The organism is Halomonas sp. KG2 (genome assembly GCA_030440445.1).
Lineage (GTDB): Bacteria > Pseudomonadota > Gammaproteobacteria > Pseudomonadales > Halomonadaceae > Vreelandella.
Genome location: CP098528.1, coordinates 3,832,758 through 3,853,076, shown reverse-complemented (window position 1 = coordinate 3,853,076; position 20,319 = coordinate 3,832,758). Strand labels below are relative to the sequence as shown.

Genomic DNA, 20,319 nt, shown 5'->3' with positions numbered 1-20,319 from the left:
CACTATCAACACCAACAACAAGCAAATGCTGAGTGAGGACATTATGTCGACCGACACCACTGCTAAGGAAGATCAGGAAACACCGCGGCCAAGTTTAAAAGCGACCATGATCCCCATTGTGTTTATGGCGGCATCATTGGGCGTATTTATTGGCTACTTTGAAACGGATCCGCACTTGCCGCTGTTTTTAAGTGCGATTGTGGCAACAGCGGTGGCCCTTGCGACGGGTAGCCGCTGGAAACAGCTTGAAGCGGGTATCATGCGCTCTATTGGCCTGACGACTCAGGCGATTGTCATTCTGATCATTATCGGCACCATTATTGGCTACTGGATTGCCGGTGGGATTGTGCCCACGATGATCTATTATGGTCTGAGCATTCTGGCACCGGATTACTTTTTGGTCGCGGCGTGCTTAATCTGCTGCTTAGTGTCGTTGGCTGGTGGTAATGCCTGGACGGCGGCCGGCACCATTGGTATCGCTTTGATGGGCGTTGGTGAAGGGCTAGGCCTTAACCCTGCAATGGTCGCGGGAGCCGTGATCTCCGGCGTGTATTTTGGCGACAAAATTTCTCCGCTTTCCGAAACCACCAATATGGCACCCGGTGTGGTTGGTGTTGATCTGTTTGAACACATTCGCTATATGCTCTACACCACGGTTCCTGCGCTAGCGGTTGCTCTGGTGCTTTACACCATTATCGGCCTGAACATGACGCCTTCCGGCGATGGCGCGGCACAGGTAAACGAGTTACAGCAAAGCCTCAATGAGCTGTTTATCATTAGCCCCTGGCTGCTACTGGTGCCAGCGGCCGTTATCGTGATGATGATCAAGAAAGTACCCGCCATTCCCGCGCTTTCTGTTGGCTCGCTGATGGGGATTGTCTGTGCGATTGTGGTTCAGGGTGTCCCGCTAGGCGATAGCTTTACTATTTTTGTGGAAGGCTACGCGGTAGACACTGGCAACGTTACGGTGGACGACCTACTGACCAACGGCGGCGTTAGCGCCATGATGTGGACGGTTTCTCTGATCATTATCGCGATGAGCTTTGGCGGGATTCTTGAGTCAGCAGGATTCTTTCGCACCATCGTGGAAAGTCTGCTCAAACTGGCCAAGACCACTGGCAGCCTGATTGCTACCACAGTGGCAACATCGATGGCCGCTAACGTTGTAGGTTGCGATCAGTATCTCAGTATTATTCTGCCTGCCCGTATGTATGCCAGCGAGTACAAGCGTCGCTCGCTCAAACTGAAAAACCTGTCTCGCACAGTGGAAGATGCAGGCACCATGACATCACCACTGGTGCCCTGGAATACCTGCGGTGCCTTTATGTTTGCCACGCTTGGGGTCAGTGCCTTTAGCTATGCGCCCTACGCCTTTCTGGCGCTGCTGAGCCCGATGTTCGCGATTATTTATGGCTTTACCGGCTTCCGTATCGCCTATGAAGATGGGGCGAAAACGGCAAGTGTCGACTCGGAGCTAGCGGGAGCTCGTAGCACCTGAACGGAACATAATGGCTGAAGCTGATTAAAACGATTATTTTTCAAAACGCCACGTTAATTGAGAGTTTACCCCACAGCCGTGGGGTTTTTTTTGCGCTATTATGTGCCCGTCAATAGACCGTCAACGTAATTTAATTTACTTATTGATAGGGAGTGAAAAAAGCATGTCGGATGACGTGGGTGCGAGCTTGCGCTCCTTGCGCAAGCAGCGAGGGATTTCGCAGCGTGAACTGGCAAAGTTGTGTGGGGTTACCCACTCAAGTCTTTCGCTAATAGAGCAAGGAAAAGTTAGCCCATCAGTCAGTTCCCTGAAGAAAATCCTAAACGCATTCTCTATGAGCGTCGGTGATTTTTTTACGATGGATCTTGATAGTCAGGAGCAGATTTTCTATTCGGCGGATGACTTGGTTGATATCGCATCCGGTGATATTTCCTTCAAGCTGGTCGGGGCAAATCGACCTAACCGTGCGCTGGCGTTTATGGTTGAGCGATATCTGCCGGGCGCTGACACTGGGCAAGCCATGATTACCCACTATGGTGAAGAGGCTGGCTTTGTCGTAGAAGGCGAGATCGAAATCATTGTTGGCAGCACCGCCAGGCGCCTAGGGCCGGGTGAGTCTTATTATTTCAAGACAAGCGTTCCACATCGTTTCCGAAATATTAGTGATGCCCCCTGCAAGATAATTAGCTGCGCTACGCCCGGTAAGGCGTTCTGATATGACTGGTTTGTATTGTGCGGCAATTGTCGCAGTAATGATGTCGTGCACATAATTTGGGCACTGCCCAACGTTAGCGGGTGAGTAGAAAGAGCCCTTGCAGGAAGTAGAAAATCCCAATGCCGGTCACGATCCAGCGCGTCCAGGTGCGGAAGTTGGCATCAGTGAGGCGCTGCAAAATACGGTTGCCGGTGTGGGTGCCAAAGATCGCAAGCGGCGCTGCTAGCAGCACAATACCCCATTCGCTGGCGCTAAGCGCCATGGCTGCGCCCAGATAAAAGAGAATCTTGATGCTATGAGCCACCACCTGAATCATCGCTTTGGTGGCTACCACTTGTCGTCGATCCATTTGGGAACGCACAAAGAAGATATCAATCAGTGGCCCAGAAACCCCCGCCGCAATGGTAAGGCCCCCAGCGGCAATGCCACAACCTAGCGCGTGGCTGGCGCGATTAGCATCTAAGTGAAACCAACGTTTGGGGATCCATACGAGTATTGGCATTAAGCCAATTAATAGGGAAACCGTCGCGGTATTGGGGCTATAGCTGAACAACAGCAGCAAAGCTGCGGCGATCAACACGCCCAATGTCATCAGCATAACAATCCGCCAGACGATAAAGCGTCTTGATAACCATGCTCGTGATCCGTTAGACGTGAGTTGAATGACCCCGTGTACGGCCATGGCAGTTCCTGCAGGAAATATGATCAGCAGAAACCACAGCAGTACCAAGCCGCCCGCCATGCCAAATACGCCAGACAGCATCGATGTCAAAAACACGACACTAATTAAGGCCAAGCCACTCATTAGAGACATGGGCGGCGCTTAACTACGACAAAACGGCCAGACTTGATAAAACTTGCGGCACTGAAACTCTGCTTCGCAGGCGTTGAGCTGCGCTTGATAACGGTTAGCGCGGGCTGCCACTTGGCTGCCTGCACGCAGCACGTGGGGTTTACTGCGGTAGGAGCCTCGCTGATAGCCACCTGCGCCTTCATGGTAAGCGTAGTAAAGGTGTTCGGGGTTACTCAGCGAGATACCTGCCTGCTGCTGAGAGCGGCGGTTATACCAGCCAATGAAATCCGTGGCGTGCTTCATATGGGTTCGGCGGGCAAACAGGCTACCCGCTTGATCCTCATACTCCTCCCAAACGGGGTCTTGGGCTTGAGCATAGCCTTTGGCGGAGGAGGGGCGTGGGCCGGGGATAAAGCCTAGGTAATATTTGCGGTCCGGGCGCACATGGCTGCGAAATGAAGATTCCTGCTGAATAAATGACATCTGTGTGGCAATCGGTGTGCCCCATTTCTCTTCGGATTCCCGGGCATAGTCATACCAGCTCGGCTGCTCGCGAAAGATTTCACAAATATTGCTCTGATCTTCAGGCGGGTTAGGAGCAAAGGTTGCGCAGCCTGAAACAGCCAGTACGGCGCACAGCGCTATCAAGAGGCGAAGCGTTGAGAGGGGCACTGAATTATCAACAGGGTGGCGCATGACAAAATCCTTGTGAATAAGTTTTTGTAACTAGGCATACAGTGTGATGCTCAACACATTCTAAGCCTACCCCGCCTAGCGAAGTAGTAACTCTAAACAGCGGCGCAGCCGTTGGGCTTCACGCACTAATGTCTCTCCCGATAGCATGCCCACGCCCATTACCAATCCTGTCCGTGAGTCCTTGTCAGCGCACACGGGGCTTAGCGGGCGAACAATCAAGTGTTCTTTGAGCAGTGCTTGGGCAAGTGCTACATCATTAACCCCGGGTTCAAACTCAACGCATAAGCTAATCGCGCTAGTCGGGGGGGACACATTGCGCACTTTGGGTAGTGAGCTAAGCTGGTCGTGCAGCACCTGCTGACGGCCTAGATAGTCGCGCTGGATGCGGCGGCACCAAGTGTCTAAGTCACCATCAAAAATAAACTGCGCCAATACCGCTTGATCAAGCATACGGCCTTCGCGAAACAACTCGCTGCGTAGGCGGTTCATTGGGCCTGCCAAATGGCGTGGCACCACTAAATAGCCAAGTCGCAGGCCGGGAAACATCATCTTAGAGAATGAGCCTACCAGTAAATGGCGTTCCGAGTTTGGATCAAACAGCAGGTTAGTGTGATCGTCTCGGGTGAATTCGTAGTCATCCTCAACCACATAGGTGGGCGATAAAGCGTCACAGAGCTGCTGCTTATGCGTAGCGCGAGTGGGCACGCTGAGCGGGTAGTGATGAGAGCCGGTCAAATATGCGAGCGCAATATTACCGGTCGTCTGCGGTAACACATGCCCACTATCGGAAAACCAAGGCAGCATCTCAATCGAAAGCCCTGTGGCAGTGAATACGTTGCGCGCCCCCCAATAACAGGGCGATTCCATCGCCACGGTATCGCCTACATCGGCCAATGCCATGGCGCATAGCTCAATACCGTTATGGGTACCATCGGTGATGATGATCTGCTCAATATCGCAATGAATATTGCGCCAGCGCGCCAGAAACTCACGGATTGCACGCTTAAGCGGCCCATAGCCACCGGTAGAGTAAGAAAGCAGTAAGGCATTTTGCGGCACGGTGACGCTGGCATACAGCTGACGCCACTTGCGCATTGGAAACTGGGCGATATCCGGTATGCCAGGCACAAAGGCACCGCTTTGAACGGTGCTGGCGCCAGGTCCTTGTAGTACTCGCTGGGCACGCCGAGAGAGCTGGATATCTGTTTTGACAACGCTGGGAGCCATTGGCTTCGACGTCCAGGTGCCTTGTCCATGGGCCGTTTTTAATAACTGCTCGTCAAGTAACGTCGCTATCGCCAGAGCCAGGGTTTGGCGCGCAACGCTGATCGACTCTGCCAGCGCCCGGTGGGAAGGGAGTCGAAATCCCGTGGGCCACTGGTGGGTGATGGCTTGGCGTAACGCCTGCTCAATTCGCACCTGTTTACTCAGCCGCTCAGGTTGGAGTGCATAAAGTTGTACAAACTGGTGCAGGACTTGCTTGCGATCCATGGCGGGCCTCTATCTTTTGCGCTAAGTCCGCAACTGCGGGGTGTCTGGACGAAAGTAGTATATAAAAATTGCACTTCATTGGTGCGTTTGAAAAGTGGTCTAGTCGAACATAAAAGTGGTGCATTCGTATTCTTAACGCCGCCTGCTAGCGTGTCGCCATTCCGTTAGCCGGGATCAGGATACTGCTCCTCAGAGCGTTAATGACAACATCCAATAACTTGCAGGACTCTGTGCTATGACCACACCCTCTTCTGAACAGGATAAGCTCGTCCGGGTGCTAGCCCGTGGCGACGTACTAGCCCTTGCCTTTGGTGCAATGATTGGTTGGGGCTGGATTGTACTCACCGGTACCGCGATTCAATCGGCTGGCAGTATCGGTGCTATTTTAGCGTTTATCATTGGTGGTTTAGCGATCGTTCTCGTCGGTCTTACCTATGCGGAGTTGGCGTCTGCGATGCCTAAGGTAGGCGGCGAGCATGTTTACAGCTATCGCGCCTTAGGCCATTTGCCCTCATTTCTGTGTACCTGGGCGATTATTTTAGGCTACTTGAGTGTCGTTGCTTTTGAAGCGGTAGCACTGCCCACAGTGATCGAGCACCTAGCACCAAATTATGCGGTAGGCCACTTATGGACCATCGCCGGGTGGGAAGTTAAGGCCACCTGGGTAGCCGTTGGCGTGGGCGGCTCGCTCGCTATGATGATTATCAATTACTTTGGCGTTACCACCGCCGCTTTGCTGCAAAAGGTGGTGACTAGCTTAATTCTGCTAGTCGGCGTTCTGTTTATCACCGGCGCGCTGTTTGAAGGTGAAACCATCAACATGATGCCGCTGTTCACTCAAGCGGACACCGGTGTTGTTGCAGGTATTGTTGCCGTGTTGGTGATGGTGCCGTTCCTGTTCGTAGGCTTCGATGTTATTCCCCAAGCCGCCGAAGAGATCAACTTGCCTTACAAGGCTATCGGCAAAGTGCTGATGATGTCCGTCATTCTGGCGGTAGTGTGGTATGCGCTGATTATTCTGGCCACTAGCCTCGCGCTAAACAACACGGAGCTGGCTGCTAGCACTCTCAGTGTGCCTGATGCGATGGGTAGCTTGTTTAATGCGCCGTGGGCCAGCAATTTAATGGTACTGGCCGGTATCGCGGGCATTATCACCAGTTGGAACGCCTTCTACATTGGTGGTTCTCGCGCTATTTATGCCTTGGCTAAAGCAGGCATGTTGCCAGCACTGTTCGCTAAGCTGCACCCACGCTACAAAACCCCCACTAACGCAATTTTCCTGATGGGTTTCCTGTCGAGTATAGCGCCATTCTTCGGCCGTCCGGCGCTGGTATGGATCGTTAATGCCGGTGGTCTAGGTATCGTGATTGCTTATCTGTTTGTTGCGATCTCCTTTGTGGTGTTACGCGTTCGTGAGCCGGAGATGCCGCGCCCATTCCGTATTCGTAACGGCAAATTGTGCGGCACGCTGGCGATCATACTTTCGTTCGGGATGGCGTGCCTTTATCTGCCGGGCAGCCCAGCGGCACTGAGTGGTGCTGAGTGGTCAATTTTTGCAGGCTGGTCATTGCTTGGCGTCGCTCTATATATCCATGCGCTGCGCACCTACGGCCGTGCCTACAGCGATCAACACATGATGGCTGACCTGTAAGCCATTCAAACCGTTTTAAGGAGCACGCGATGAGCTTTATCGAACAGTGGTTACACGATGCAGTACCCACCCTGGTGGGTGGCGAGTGGCGCAAGGGTCAACAGACCTTTGTCGTCGATAACCCCGCAACCGGCGAGACGATTGCCCGGGTTGCCGACTTAGGCGCTGATGACGCCCGCGATGCAGTGGCCGCAGCGTATGCCGCCGGGCCCGCGTGGCGCGCAACGCCAGTGAAACAGCGCTCGGCATTGCTGCGCCGCTGGTTTGAGTTGATCAATGAACACGCCGATGACTTAGCCCGCTTGATGACCCTGGAGCAGGGCAAGCCGCTAGCAGAAGCCAAGGGCGAAGTGACCTACGGCGCCTCATTTATTGAGTTTTTCGCTGAAGAAGCCAAGCGTATGGCCGGGGAAACCCTGCCTAGTCACGGCGCGGACAAGCGCCTCATGGTGCTGCGCGAGCCGGTCGGCGTGGTAGCAGCGATTACCCCGTGGAACTTCCCCCTGGCGATGATTACCCGCAAGTGCGCCCCGGCCTTGGCCGCAGGCTGCACCGTGGTGATTAAGCCCGCCGAAGCGACGCCGTTAACCGCGTTGGCAACGGCCTACTTGGCGCTTGAAGCAGGCCTGCCAGCCGGCACCATTAATGTGATTACCGCCTCAAAACCGGCAGCGGTGGGTGAAGTGCTCACCACCGACTCACGGGTGCGTAAAGTCTCGTTTACTGGCTCGACGCCGGTGGGTAAGCACCTGCTTGCTCAGTGCGCGAGCACGGTGAAGAAAACCGCTATGGAACTGGGCGGCAACGCGCCGTTTATCGTCTTTGATGACGCTGATGTGGATGCCGCCGTAGAGGGTGCGATTGCCTCAAAATTCCGTAACGCCGGGCAAACCTGCGTGTGTACCAACCGCTTCCTGGTGCAGGACGGTGTTTACGACGCGTTTGTCAGTAAGCTGACCGAGCGAGTTAGCGCGCTGAAGGTCGGCGATGGTTTAACGGAAGGCAGCACCATTGGCCCGCTGATTAACCAAGCGGCGGTGGAAAAAGTGCAGCGTCACGTAGACGACGCGGTGAATCATGGCGCACGACTGCTCTGCGGCGGCAAGCCCCACGCCGCAGGCTCGCGCTTCTTCACGCCCACGGTGCTTGCTGACGTAACCACCCAGATGGCGGTGGCCGATGAAGAAACCTTCGGGCCCGTCGCGCCAGTGTTCCGTTTCCAGCGTGATGAAGAAGCGATCGCCATGGCCAACGATACGCCGTTTGGCTTGGCGGCCTACTTCTACGCCACGGGTTACCGCCGTATCTGGCACACCATGGAGCAGTTGGAATACGGCATGGTTGGTGTCAATGAAGGGTTGATTTCTACCGAACTGGCGCCGTTTGGCGGCGTGAAAGAGTCCGGATTGGGGCGTGAAGGTTCCCACCACGGGTTAGATGAGTTTACTGAACTGAAATACGTCTGCGTTGGCGGTCTATAAGGAAAACGATGATGAATAACCAAGAATTGAACGAACTGAAAAATCGCTATGTGGCCAACGGTGCCGCCACGCCTACCACCCAGTTTGCCGAGCGTGCTGAAAACGCCGAACTGTGGGATGCCGATGGCAACCGTTGGATCGATTTTGCGGGGGGGATTGGCGTATTAAACCTGGGCCATCGCCATCCAAAAATTGTCGCGGCAGTAGAAGCGCAGCTTAAAAAAGTCATGCACACCAGCGCGGCGGTGATCTCCTACGCCCCTTACGTGCAGCTGTGCCAAAAACTTTGTGAACTGACGCCGGTACGTGGCCCCGAGCGTAAAGCAATGCTGGTTAATACCGGTGCTGAAGCGCTGGAAAACGCCGTGAAGATCGCCCGCGCGGCGACTGGCCGTACCGGCATTATCACGTTCGACGGTGCTTTCCACGGCCGTACCATGATGACGCTGGCCATGACCGGCAAGGTACTGCCCTATAAGAACGACTTCGGCCCTATGCCGGGCGATGTTTTCCGCGCGCCGTTCCCCAACCCGCTGCACGGCATCAGCGAAGAAGCGTCGTTAGACGCCATTCGCACGCTGTTCAAAACCGATATTGCCCCGCATCGCACGGCGGCTATCGTGATTGAGCCGGTACAGGGCGAAGGCGGTTTCTACATCGCCTCACCGGATTACCTGAAAGCGCTGCGTGCGCTGTGTGATGAGCACGGTATTCTGCTGATCGCCGACGAAGTGCAGTCTGGCTTTGCCCGCACCGGCAAGCTGTTTGCACTCGAACATAGCGGTATTGAAGCGGACATCCTCACCACCGCCAAGAGCTTGGCGAACGGCATGCCGCTATCAGCGGTTGTGGGTAGTGCCAGCGTGATGGACGCCTCTGGCCCCAACTCCCTGGGCGGCACCTACAGCGGTAACCCGCTCTCCTGCGCAGCGGCGTTAGCGGTCATCGAGGTAATCGAAGAAGAAGATATCCTGGCGCGCAGCGAACAGATGGGCAAAATGCTGGCCGAACGTTTCGCGGTATGGGAAGAACGCTTCCCTGCCGTTGCCCACGGCCGCCAGCTCGGCGCCATGGCGGCGTTTGAACTGCTCAACAGCGAAGGCAAGCCAGACCCGCAAATGACCGGTGCGCTGTGTGCCAAAGCTCGTGAGAAAGGTCTGATCCTGCTCTCCTGTGGCTTCTACGGCAACAGCATCCGCATTCTGGTGCCGCTGACGGTCTCTTCTGCAGTGTTGGAAGAAGGCTTGAGCATTATTGAGCAGTCGTTGGAAGCGCTTAGCTAAACCGTTCTTCTAAGCATCATCAAACCCGTCATCGCCAAACAGCGCGATTGACGGGTTTTGCTTTTTTAACGCGCTTATTCACAATGGCTTGCTGCCCAGGTTTCTGAGTGGCGGCGAAGCGACAGCGTTTACTTCCAACGGTACTGCCTTGGTTGAATTCATGTATATTAGAATTTTACGTCTACAATATATTCTCTATGAGTTTTCTTAAGTAAATTAGTGTCGACTAAGGAGGTGCATGGATGAAAGTTCCTCAATGGGTTGTTTGGGATCTTGGTGGCGTTGTCGTTGAATTGGATTTTCGTGGCATGATGGAAGATGCCACTACGAAATTTAATATCGATAAATCAGAATTGCTCCCGTTAATTCGAGAAGAATTTAAGGTGTCTCCATCAAGTTACAGCCTTACTGAAAAAGCAGTCGCAGGGTTGATAACAAAAGAGGATTATATTTCTGAAATAAAGAGTTCAATAAGTAACGATGTTTCCGAGTGCGAGATAGAGAGCTTGCTAAAAAGAATATTGGTCGGCGAAAAAAACGAAACAGTATTATTGATTAAGAGATTAACTCAGAGTGGTCTCCGCCAAGCTTGCATGTCAAACATCGATCAAACACATTGGGAGAAAATACAGTCCTTTCTGAATGTTGATAACTTGTTTGAGAAGAAGTTTTTATCTTTTGAACATAAGCTTGTCAAACCTAATGCCGATGCTTTTTTCAAAATGTTAGAGTTTTTAGGTTGCGATAGAGATGATGTTGTTTTCATCGATGATCGTGAAGATAATGTTAAAAGTGCTAGGGATAGCGGTATTGATGGGATTGTTTTTGAAAACCATGCTCAGCTCTTGAAAGATTTCTCAGCGCGTGGCCTGTTAACTTAATTGGCAAAGGAGGGAGGGCATGAGTGGAATAAAGAAAGGACAGTTTACTGTTACCTCAAGCAAAACAATTTATAAAAATCCCTGGATTGAAGTTACCGAAGACAGTGTTATCCGGCCTGAGGGTGATAGGGGAATATTTGGCACTGTTGATATGAAAGACGGTGTTGCAATTCTTCCTTTATTTTCTGATGGTACGGTGTTGCTTGCCCGTGAGTATAAATATGCTCAAGATGCTGAAATGATAGAAATCATTGGTGGAGGGATAGACGAGGGGGAAGCTCCTGAGCAAGCAGCTGCTCGGGAGCTTGCAGAGGAGGCTGGAATCGGTGCAGGCCACTTTAAATCTATCGGTGTAACGGATCCTTTTACAACTCTAGTTAGAACAAGAGATCATCTTATCATTGCAACAGAACTCTATGAGCTAGCTGCTAGGCCTCCTGCCGATGATATGGTTGAACCTTTCAATGTTTCTCTTAATACTGCTGTTGAATACGTTTTAAATGGAAGTATTACGCATACTACTTCATGCCTTTTGATTTTAAGAGCAGCATTCGAATATCCACAATACGTAAATGCAAAAGTAGCTGGTTTGTAGTGGGTGGTTGTCAGCTTTTTCGCGTTTGAACCAAACGACCTGGATGGGTGCCTTAGCCATGCCGTATCCTGATGGTTTACTCGGCATAACGCCTATTCGTCATAAAACCATGACGTTACCATCAAGTGATAGACGTCGTAAGCGGCAGGCCGCTACGCTAGCGTGTTAGACAAACTCAATAGGAGAGAGTGCATGTATATCGCCATGAACCGTTTTCGGATTGCCCCAGGCCGCGAAGAGGATTTTTTAGAGGTGTGGCGCAACCGCGATTCTCATTTGGATGAAGTACCAGGCTTTCAACAATTCCAAATGCTGCAGGGCGAAAGTCAGGAAGATCACACTGTGTTTATCTCCCACAGTGTGTGGGAATCGGAAGAAGCCTTCCGCGCCTGGACCAAGTCAGAAGCATTCCGCAAGGCTCATGCTAACGCCAAGGCGCCGGAAGGTATCTATCTTGGCCCACCTAAGTTTGAAGGGTATGACGTCGTGCTATAAGCGATATTTCATATCTGTTTAGGCAGTCGGGGGTGGCGTCAGCGGTGGCAAGTAGCGCTCAAGTAACTGGGCGGCATGCAGCACCTTGAGGTCTTGATATTTGCCCGCTACTAAATGAAGGCCTACTGGCAGCCCTTGATTATCCAAACCGCAAGGAAGGGATGCCGCGGGCTGCTGGGTGAGGTTGAAGGGGTAGCTGAACGGCGTCCAGCCCATCCAGTCTCGGTAGGTTCCGCCTGGTGGTACGTTGTGGCCCGCTGCAAAGGGGGAGATGGGCATCGTGGGTGTAACCAGTAAGTCATAGCGTTCATGAAAGGCTGCCATTTGGGCGGTCAATTCACTGCGCTGACGCCGAGCGGCGAGATAGTCGGAAAGCGATACATCCTGTCCGCGTCGGGCAATATCGAGAAACCCAGGGTCGAGTGATGCCTGCTGCTGTTCGTCCAGTTTTTCTAGCGCTTGGGTAGCACCTGCAAACCAGAGGGTGTTAAACGTCTTGATTGGATCGCTAAAGCCAGGGTCAACGCGTGTTACTGTGGCGCCCAGCTCTTCGAAATAGGCAATGGCTTCCTCTACCCTTTGAGCAATGTCTGAGGCTACTTCTACGTAGCCAAGATCTGCACTATAGGCGATGCGCCAGCCACGTAGGTTAGCAGGAGGCGGCGTTAGCCAGTCTGGCCCTTGGGGGTTGCCGGAGTAACCATCCCTGGCATCTGGCTGGGCCATCACGCTAAGCATTAGCGCACTGTCGGCCGCTGTGCGGGTCATTGGCCCTAAATGGGAAAGTGTACTCATGGCGCTAGCGGGCCATTGGGGAACCCAACCAAAGGTTGGCTTTATGCCAAAGGTGCCGGTGAAGCTGCATGGGATACGGATCGAGCCACCCGCGTCGCTGCCTTGGTGTAAGAGGCCTAGATTAAGTGCCGCTGCTGCCCCTGCGCCGCCGGATGATCCGCCGGGCGTTAGTGTGCTATTCCACGGGTTGCGGGTAATGCCGTGCAGGGGGTTATCAGTGACGCCTTTCCAACCAAACTCGGGCGAAGTCGTTTTGCCAATGACGATGGCTCCAGCATTGCGAAGGTGATGGCTGATCGGCGCATCCACCTCCCAAGGGCCGTCTGATGGGGTGGTGGTTGAACCCAGGCGTGTCGGTAGGCCCTTCGTTAAGGTTAAATCTTTAATAGTGACAGGAATGCCATCCAGCGGGCCGCTGGGTTTATCTGCCTGCCAGCGCCGGGCAGACGCTTCTGCCAAGCGCCGAGCCTCTACCTCGTTCACGCAAGTAAACGCATTGACCTTTGGGTTGTCGCGGGCAATCCGCTCCAAGCAGTCGTTTACCAGCGCCTCTGGGGAAAGAGTCCCCTTGCGGAAGCGGGCTAATGCTTCCACAGCCGTGAGTGTCTCAAATGTCTCCGTCATTGTTACTCCCCAGCTATGCTAACGCTGTCTTCAACACTGGCCGCATTCAACATGGCCTGTAGAAGAACGTTACAGCCAGCGTGAACATGCTCCGGAGTGGCGCTTTCAATTTCGTTGTGGCTAATGCCGTCCTTGCAGGGAACAAAGATCATTGCAGCCGGAGCTACACGACCGACGAACATCGCATCGTGACCAGCACCGCTGATGATATCCATGTGCGATAGGTTGAGTTGCTCGGCCCCTTCGCGCACGGCATCAATACAGGCTTTATTGAAGTGCTCCGGGGCAAAATCTGCGGTGGGCGTTAATTCATATTCCAGCCCATGACGTTGGCAAATTTCTTCGACGGCCGTCGCTAAGGATTGACCCATTGAGATGAGGGCTTCCGGCTCCCAGTGGCGCATATCCAAGGTCATTTTGACTTGGCCGGGAATAACGTTACGCGAGCCAGGATGTAGTGACATACAACCAACCGTACCGCGCCCGTGGGGCTGATGATCCAAGGCAATTTTGTTGAGTGCTTGGGTGACTTCCGCCGCGCCCATCATGGCGTCGCGACGCAGATTCATGGGCGTGGGACCCGCGTGGGCTTCAAGCCCGGTTAGGGTTAAATCAAACCACTTTTGACCAAGCCCACCGATAACCACGCCAATGGTGGTGTCGGTATCTTCTAAAATCGGCCCCTGTTCGATGTGTGGTTCAAAGTAAGCTTTTATCTCACTGGGTGAGACCTCGTCGCTACCACGGTAGTGAATGGCATCCAGTGCATCACTTACCGTGACGCCATCGGCGTCGGTGCGCGCCATCATGGCGTCAAATTCAAGCACGCCAGTAAATACCCCAGACCCCATCATGCAAGGTGGGAAGCGACAACCCTCTTCGTTAGTCCACGCAACGACTTCAATGGGCGACTTTGTGGTGATGTTGTGTTCATTAAGCGTTCGGATTACTTCTAGACCTGAAAGTACGCCAAAACAGCCGTCATACTTCCCTCCAGTGGGCTGGCTATCCAAGTGGCTGCCCGCCATGACGGTGTTGGCTGTTGGATCGCTGCCTTCCCGGCGGGCAAAAATATTACCGATATTATCAATGCGGATGGTGCAACCTTCTGCACGACACCATTGGATAAATAGGTCGCGCCCCTGGCGATCAAGATCCGTTAGCGCCTGTCGGTTAACACCGCCCTTAGCTGTCGCGCCCAGCTTCGCCATGTCCATTAGCGATTGCCAGAGACGGTCGCTGTCGGTGCGAAGGTTAGTGATCGCGTTTGTTGGCGTTATGTAGGTAGTCAATTTGGTATCCTCTTAAGATGAAAAGGGTGCTAAAGCACGCATTTTTCATTTATAAATCATATAGTTTTGAACGATTTGCTAGAGTGCCCAGTAGGTCGTTGCTGACTAGCATTTGTTCGGCCATTTCGGCTTCCAGCGCACTCATGTGGTGCTCTGCATCTAGCATATGCTCGGCCATCACTTGACGGACACGCGAGGTATCTTCGGCTCGGTAGGCATCTAGCAACAGTCGATGATAGTCCTGGTTAGCGTGATCGAACTGCTTACGTTCAGGCACGTAAGCTTTTTTGATCACGACTAGGTCGCGCAGCATGTCGTTTAAAAACTGGCATATAAACGCCAACAGTGGATTAGGGCAGGTGCGCGCCAGCAGTTGATGAAACTCCAGCTCTAAAAAGCGCTGGCGCTTATGGTCTTCCTCGCCGCTACAGCAAGTGCAGGCTGCTATATTCGCTTCAAGCTGTTGAAAGTCTTCTTCCGTGAGTCGGCCAACGACAGATGCCGCCAGCTCGACCTCTAACAGCTTGCGCAATTGATACACTTGCTTGCCATCTAACTGTTGGAAATGCAGAAAGTTACGTAGCATGCGGCTGGCGGGTTCCATGCCCGGCTGATTAATAACGGCTCCTCCTTGAGGCCCGGTTTTTAAAGTGATTAGCCCCTCAACCTCAAGAATCTTAAGCGCTTCGCGTATAGTGGCTTTGGCGCTGCCATAGAGCTCCATCAGAGCTCGCTCATTTGGCAGGCGATCACCTTCACCGAGCCCCTCTGATGCAATCCAGCGTTTGATATCATCACTGATAAGCTCGGCGAGTTTAGGACGACGCTTAACGGTTGAACTAGTAGTTGAACTAGCCGTTGAACTAGTAGTTGAAACAGGGGCTTTGGCCATCAATACACTCCTTTGTTGATTGTTAGCGATCAGCTACTGAGGGCTTAGTTTCTTGTGCATAAGCTGGTTTAGGGTCTTGTGCATAGCTAGGTAAACGCTCGGGGTGATACTCAGCATCATAGTCGTAGCGTGCCTGGGTAAAGCGTTCCACAACCGCTGTGTCGCGGCGATGCAATGCATGGCTTAGGCCAACAAACAGCGCAATGTTGAGCAGTAGCCCCCAAATGCCCGCATGGAAGCCAAGGGGAGCACTTAGCGGGCCAAAGGTCATCAGAAGTACGCAGCCAACGCCGCCCCACAAACCTGCTAGAGCAGCGGTCGGGTGGGCTTTTTTCCAAGTGATGGCACCGAGTGTAGGAATCACCAATTGTGCAGTACCTGCCAGAGCAGCAATACCGATGGTGACCAGAACACCGGGTACGGTAAGCGCCATGATATAAGCCACAAGTGAAAAGCCCACCAGTGATAAGCGACCGATATAAACAATACGGGCTTGGCTTGCGTCACGGTTCACATAGCGTTTGTAAATATCCATTGTCACTACCGTGGATACCGCGTGAATCTGTGAGTTTGCCGTTGACATGGCGGCTGATGCGCCCGCTGCCATAATCAGCGAGGCAAGTAGATACGGCGCATACTCCATGAGCATGATGGGCAGGATTTGGTCGGGATTTTCCACATTCGGCTCAAGCAGCACACCTGAGTAACCCGATAGAACAGATCCGACATAGGCAAAGGCTGCTAAGCCCAATAAGAAGGGCATTAAGTTAAACAGCTTGCCGTGTTTGACTGAGTACATGCGCAACCAGATTTGTGGGCCCATAAAGGCGCCAATAGCGGTTATCGCAAACAGCGAGAACCACATGGGATAGCCCATCGTGCCGTTCGGTCCCGGCATAGTGAGATGTTCAGGAGAGGTTTGCTGGAGTTGGCTGAACAGAGCGGATGGCCCACCCACTTGGGTGGAAATATAGTAGCCTGCGTACATCATGCCGAAGAACAAGAGAGCGCCGTAAATGACGTCGGTCCAGGCGATGGCACGAATGCCGCCAATCCATACATAGATAATAATAATGAAGTAAAACAGCAGCGCGGCGAGCCAGAAAGGAATCAAGCCACCAGAGGCAACTTCAATTAAATAGGCACCACCCGTTAATTGGATCTGTAAATAAGGTACGGTAAAAATCAGCGTAATAGCCGCAACGGTAATGCGCAGTGCTTCGCTGTTATAAAAGTCGCCAATTAAATCTGATGGCGTTAAATAATTGAATCGCTTTCCTAAAAACCAAACCCGCTTGCCGATCCAGTAATACATAAAACCAAACAGCAAGTTCCAGGCTAGCGCAGTCAGAAAGACCGGGCCATTGGTATAGAACGTGGCGTTAGAACCCAAGAAGGCAAACGCGCTCCACCAAGTGGCCGCTACGGTGAAAAATACCGCTATGCTGCCCATCGCGCGGCCTTGAACGAAGAAGTCTTCACTCGTTTCTTGCGATTGACGTGCCGATAAAACCCCTACCAGTAAGGGGATGATCATAAATGCGGCAATAATTAATAAGCTACCGGTCATGCGTTATCCCCCTTTTATGGCTGCTTAATGGTGTGGTTAGCCGTTGATGATGGGCTGCCCCAATTTGTCAAATACGCGACTAAAAACAGCGCCGTTAATGCAAACCACCAAAAGAGATTCCAGGCCAATAAAAAGGGGAGTCCCATCAGCATAGGTTCTATGCGATTGGCTAGCATGATGATGGGACTTTCTAACATGAAGAACCCAAGCAGCATGCCGCTATAAAGCGCTAGTTTAAGAGGAGGTAGATATTTCATAACACGTTTGCCCTTTGTTTATGGTTAGTGTGTGAGCTTGGTTTTTAGCGCAAAGCAATCCAGCAAAAGCTATCCAACAGCAGCGTTATTAAGCGCAGCTCGGTTGCCAAGCGTTAGTGGGGCGTGAACCATCTATTTGTTGTATTTATTCGTATAGATATAACAAATAGGTGTTTTTCAAAATATCGTCAAGCCAGAATGGATAGCGAAAGCCTGCTTATTACGTATAAATTTTCTAACGTGAACACAAGAAAAGCGTAATTTTATAAACATGTTCAGTGGCGCATGCTGAGGCTATGTCTCATAGCGATGGAGCTGGACACCATGTTTGACCTACAAAACAACACGACCCCTCAAGCGTTTATTGACGAACAAAACGCTTCTCCCAGTGCGCTTAATCAGCACTATTGGATGCCGTTTAGCGCTAACCGTGATTTTCGTGCCAATCCTCGCATGATTACTGGCGCGGAAGGGCGCTATTACATCGATGACCAGGGCCGTAAGCTGTTTGATTCACTCTCTGGCTTATGGACCTGCGGCGCAGGTCATAACCGTGAAGAGATCCAGAAAGCGGTGGCGTCGCAGCTCGGCTCTCTCGACTTTGCGCCAGGTTTTCAAATTGGCCATCCGCTGGCGTTTAAGCTGGCAGAAAAAGTGGCCAGCCTTACACCTGCTGGGCTGGATCATGTGTTTTTCACTAACTCTGGTTCAGAAGCCGCTGATACCTCTGTCAAAATGGCCAAGGCCTACTGGCGGCTAAAAGGTAAGCCCGAGAAGACGCGCATGATTGGCCGTGCCAAGGGTTATCACGGGGTAAATATTGGTGGCACCAGCCTGGGCGGCATCGGTGGCAATCGTAAGCACTACGGCCAATTGATGGACGTAACGCATCTGCCGCACACGCTGCAGGTAGGTCACGCCTTCACTCGGGGCCAAGCCGAAACCGGCGCCGAGCTTGCTGATGCGCTGCTTGATCAGATCGCCCTGCACGATGCATCTACCATTGCGGCGGTGATCGTTGAGCCGATGTCTGGCTCTGCTGGGGTGATTGTGCCACCTAAAGGCTATCTGGATCGGCTGCGCGAGATCTGTACCGCCCACGATATTCTGCTGATATTCGATGAAGTGATCACTGCTTTTGGTCGCAGCGGCGCAACCACCGGGGCAGAAGCATTTGGCGTGACGCCGGATATCATGAACGTTGCCAAACAGATCACCAACGGCGCTGTTCCTATGGGCGCGGTGATTGCTTCCAGCGAAATTTTCGACACTTTTATGCACGCTGGCGGCGCCCAACACGCCATTGAGTTTTCCCACGGTTATACCTACAGCGCCCACCCTGTCGCTTGTGCAGCTGGCTTAGCGGCGCTTGAAATGATGGAGCGTGACAACTTCCCTGCCCAGGTAAGTGCTATCGCGCCCGCTTTTGAACAAAAGCTGCACGCTCTAAAAGGTCGCAATCACATTGTTGATATTCGCAACTATGGCTTAGCGGGCGCACTTCAATTGGCACCCCGAGATGGCGACCCTACCATTCGCCCTAGGGACGCTCATTTAGCCTTATGGGAAGCTGGGTTCTACGTGCGTTACGGCGGTGACACGCTGCAGTTCGGCCCTCCGTTTGGCTCCACCGAGGCTGAACTAGAACGGTTGTTTGATGCCGTTGCCACCACCTTGGATTCGTTAGCATAACCGACTGATCTAAACTTCAGAGCGTTAACAAGAGAGTTAAAAAATGAGCGTTGTTTCCCATCTAATTAACGGTGAATTAATCGACAGCCAGCGCACGCTGGACGTGACCAACCCTTCAACGGGTCAAGTGATTCGCCAAGTGGCGGACGCCAGCGCCGCCGACGTAGAGCGGGCGATTGCCGCCGCTCAAGCTGCGTTTCCCGCTTGGCGAGACACGCCACCAGCTAAGCGCGCCCAAGTGATGTACCGCTTCAAGCAACTGCTAGAGGAGCACGCCGACCGCTTGGTGCAATTGGTCAGTGAAGAACACGGTAAAACTCCTGAAGATGCGATGGGCGAGCTGAAGCGCGGCATCGAAAATGTCGAGTATGCCTGCGGTGTGCCAGAGCTATTAAAAGGTGAGTATTCCCATAACGTTGGGCCGGGCATTGATGCGTGGTCCAATTTCCAGCCATTGGGCGTAGTAGCTGGTATTACTCCGTTTAACTTCCCTGCCATGGTGCCGCTGTGGATGTATCCGATGGCGATTGCTTGCGGCAACAGCTTTATTCTCAAGCCTTCGGAAAAAGACCCTTCGGCGGCGATGGCGGTAGCCGAGCTGTTGCAAGAAGCGGGGTTGCCAAAAGGCGTGATGAATGTGGTGCACGGTAGTCGCGAAGCGGTGGAAACGCTGCTAGATGCTAAGGCCGTTAAAGCCATCTCATTTGTAGGCTCAACGCCGGTAGCGGAAGCTATCTATTCCCGTGGTTCGGCCGCTGGCAAACGCGTTCAGGCTCTGGGTGGGGCGAAGAACCATGCCGTGGTGCTTCCCGACGCCGATTTGGAAAACGCTGCCAATACCCTGATGGGGGCGGCTTTCGGAAGTTGCGGCGAACGCTGCATGGCAATCTCGGTGGCGGTATGCGTGGGTGACGAGACGGCAGATCGATTAGTTGAAACGCTGCTGCCTAAAATTGCTGAGCTCAAGGTTGGCCCTGGTACCGATAAAGGCTTGGATATGGGCCCGCTGGTGACGGCAGAGCACCGTGACAAAGTATTGGGCTATATCGAAGACGGCATAAAGGCCGGCGCGTCACTAGTGGCCGATGGCCGTGAGCTGAAAATCGCGGGTCATGAAGATGGCTATTTCGTTGGTGGTTGCCTGTTCGATAACGTTACTACCGAGATGCGCATTTACCAGGAAGAGATTTTCGGGCCAGTGCTGTGCGTGGTGCGGGTCGGCAGCTTAGATGATGCTATGCAATTGATTAACGACCATGAATACGGCAATGGCACCTGCCTGTTTACTCGCGATGGCGAGGCTGCCCGACGCTTTACCGATGGCATCGAAGTGGGCATGGTGGGTGTTAACGTACCGCTTCCCGTACCGGTGGCCTACCATAGCTTTGGCGGCTGGAAGCGCTCGTTGTTTGGCGACCTTCATGCCTACGGCCCTGACTCTGTACGCTTCTACACCCGTCGAAAAGCGGTTTCCCAGCGCTGGCCTTCGGTGAGCGAAGCCACGCGTGCTGAGTTTTCGTTTCCCACTAACCAACGTTGACGCCGTAAGCTAACTGCGCCATCTTCTCTGCACCACTGCTAAGCGGTGGTGCACTTTTTTGGTGTGCGTATCTTAGTC

18 protein-coding genes are annotated in these 20,319 nt (G+C 52.9%); 10 read left to right on the top strand and 8 right to left on the bottom strand.

Features of this window, described 5'->3' with window-relative positions:
• The first annotated feature begins 43 nt into the window (after positions 1-43).
• Positions 44-1,498 (top strand): Na+/H+ antiporter NhaC, encoded by a 1,455-nt coding sequence (gene nhaC, locus NDQ72_17765; protein WKD27861.1) that lies wholly within the window; start codon positions 44-46, stop codon positions 1,496-1,498.
• A gap of 163 nt (positions 1,499-1,661) precedes the next feature.
• On the top strand, positions 1,662-2,213 hold the full coding sequence (locus tag NDQ72_17760) for a cupin domain-containing protein (protein WKD27860.1): 552 nt from the start codon (positions 1,662-1,664) through the stop codon (positions 2,211-2,213).
• Positions 2,214-2,286: 73 nt separating this feature from the next.
• On the opposite strand, the gene NDQ72_17755 is transcribed toward NDQ72_17760, so the two are convergent.
• The 3 genes from NDQ72_17755 to NDQ72_17745 form a co-directional block, all read right to left on the bottom strand.
• The gene (locus NDQ72_17755; protein WKD27859.1) at positions 2,287-3,027 is read right to left on the bottom strand and encodes a sulfite exporter TauE/SafE family protein; all 741 of its coding nucleotides are present in this window, start codon (positions 3,025-3,027) and stop codon (positions 2,287-2,289) included.
• Between the two features lie 9 nt (positions 3,028-3,036).
• Complete coding sequence (locus tag NDQ72_17750; GenBank protein ID WKD27858.1) at positions 3,037-3,702, bottom strand: lysozyme-like domain containing protein; 666 nt, start codon at positions 3,700-3,702, stop codon at positions 3,037-3,039.
• A 75-nt stretch (positions 3,703-3,777) separates the two neighbouring features.
• The gene (locus NDQ72_17745; protein ID WKD27857.1) at positions 3,778-5,193 is read right to left on the bottom strand and encodes a PLP-dependent aminotransferase family protein; all 1,416 of its coding nucleotides are present in this window, start codon (positions 5,191-5,193) and stop codon (positions 3,778-3,780) included.
• A gap of 235 nt (positions 5,194-5,428) precedes the next feature.
• Here NDQ72_17745 and NDQ72_17740 point away from each other — a divergent pair, with 235 nt between their 5' ends.
• The 6 genes from NDQ72_17740 (at position 5,429) to NDQ72_17715 (ending at position 11,579) form a co-directional block, all read left to right on the top strand.
• Positions 5,429-6,844, top strand: coding sequence for an APC family permease (locus NDQ72_17740; GenBank protein WKD27856.1), 1,416 nt, complete (start codon positions 5,429-5,431; stop codon positions 6,842-6,844).
• Between the two features lie 29 nt (positions 6,845-6,873).
• Positions 6,874-8,325, top strand: coding sequence for an NAD-dependent succinate-semialdehyde dehydrogenase (locus NDQ72_17735; GenBank protein WKD27855.1), 1,452 nt, complete (start codon positions 6,874-6,876; stop codon positions 8,323-8,325).
• 11 nt (positions 8,326-8,336) lie between these two features.
• The gene (gene gabT / locus NDQ72_17730; protein WKD30437.1) at positions 8,337-9,608 is read left to right on the top strand and encodes a 4-aminobutyrate--2-oxoglutarate transaminase; all 1,272 of its coding nucleotides are present in this window, start codon (positions 8,337-8,339) and stop codon (positions 9,606-9,608) included.
• A 242-nt stretch (positions 9,609-9,850) separates the two neighbouring features.
• Positions 9,851-10,489, top strand: coding sequence for an HAD hydrolase-like protein (locus tag NDQ72_17725; GenBank protein ID WKD27854.1), 639 nt, complete (start codon positions 9,851-9,853; stop codon positions 10,487-10,489).
• A 19-nt stretch (positions 10,490-10,508) separates the two neighbouring features.
• Positions 10,509-11,084, top strand: coding sequence for an NUDIX domain-containing protein (locus NDQ72_17720; GenBank protein ID WKD27853.1), 576 nt, complete (start codon positions 10,509-10,511; stop codon positions 11,082-11,084).
• A gap of 192 nt (positions 11,085-11,276) precedes the next feature.
• Positions 11,277-11,579: an antibiotic biosynthesis monooxygenase gene (locus NDQ72_17715; protein WKD27852.1), complete on the top strand. Its 303-nt coding sequence runs from the start codon at positions 11,277-11,279 to the stop codon at positions 11,577-11,579.
• 18 nt (positions 11,580-11,597) lie between these two features.
• Here NDQ72_17715 and NDQ72_17710 read toward each other — a convergent pair whose 3' ends face one another.
• From NDQ72_17710 to NDQ72_17690, 5 genes are read right to left on the bottom strand one after another with little or no spacing between them, the layout of a single operon-like run.
• Positions 11,598-12,998, bottom strand: a complete 1,401-nt coding sequence (locus NDQ72_17710) for an amidase (protein WKD27851.1) — start codon at positions 12,996-12,998, stop codon at positions 11,598-11,600.
• A gap of 2 nt (positions 12,999-13,000) precedes the next feature.
• Positions 13,001-14,290, bottom strand: coding sequence for a Zn-dependent hydrolase (locus tag NDQ72_17705; protein WKD27850.1), 1,290 nt, complete (start codon positions 14,288-14,290; stop codon positions 13,001-13,003).
• Between the two features lie 49 nt (positions 14,291-14,339).
• Positions 14,340-15,182, bottom strand: a complete 843-nt coding sequence (locus NDQ72_17700) for an FCD domain-containing protein (protein WKD27849.1) — start codon at positions 15,180-15,182, stop codon at positions 14,340-14,342.
• Between the two features lie 22 nt (positions 15,183-15,204).
• The gene (locus NDQ72_17695) at positions 15,205-16,752 is read right to left on the bottom strand and encodes a sodium:solute symporter family protein (protein WKD27848.1); all 1,548 of its coding nucleotides are present in this window, start codon (positions 16,750-16,752) and stop codon (positions 15,205-15,207) included.
• A 14-nt stretch (positions 16,753-16,766) separates the two neighbouring features.
• Entirely contained in the window at positions 16,767-17,009 is a 243-nt protein-coding gene (locus NDQ72_17690; GenBank protein ID WKD27847.1) for a hypothetical protein, read from the bottom strand.
• A gap of 411 nt (positions 17,010-17,420) precedes the next feature.
• Here NDQ72_17690 and NDQ72_17685 point away from each other — a divergent pair, with 411 nt between their 5' ends.
• Both NDQ72_17685 and NDQ72_17680 read left to right on the top strand, forming a co-directional pair.
• Positions 17,421-18,701: an aspartate aminotransferase family protein gene (locus NDQ72_17685; GenBank protein WKD30436.1), complete on the top strand. Its 1,281-nt coding sequence runs from the start codon at positions 17,421-17,423 to the stop codon at positions 18,699-18,701.
• 43 nt (positions 18,702-18,744) lie between these two features.
• Complete coding sequence (locus NDQ72_17680; GenBank protein ID WKD27846.1) at positions 18,745-20,241, top strand: CoA-acylating methylmalonate-semialdehyde dehydrogenase; 1,497 nt, start codon at positions 18,745-18,747, stop codon at positions 20,239-20,241.
• Positions 20,242-20,319: the final 78 nt, after the last annotated feature.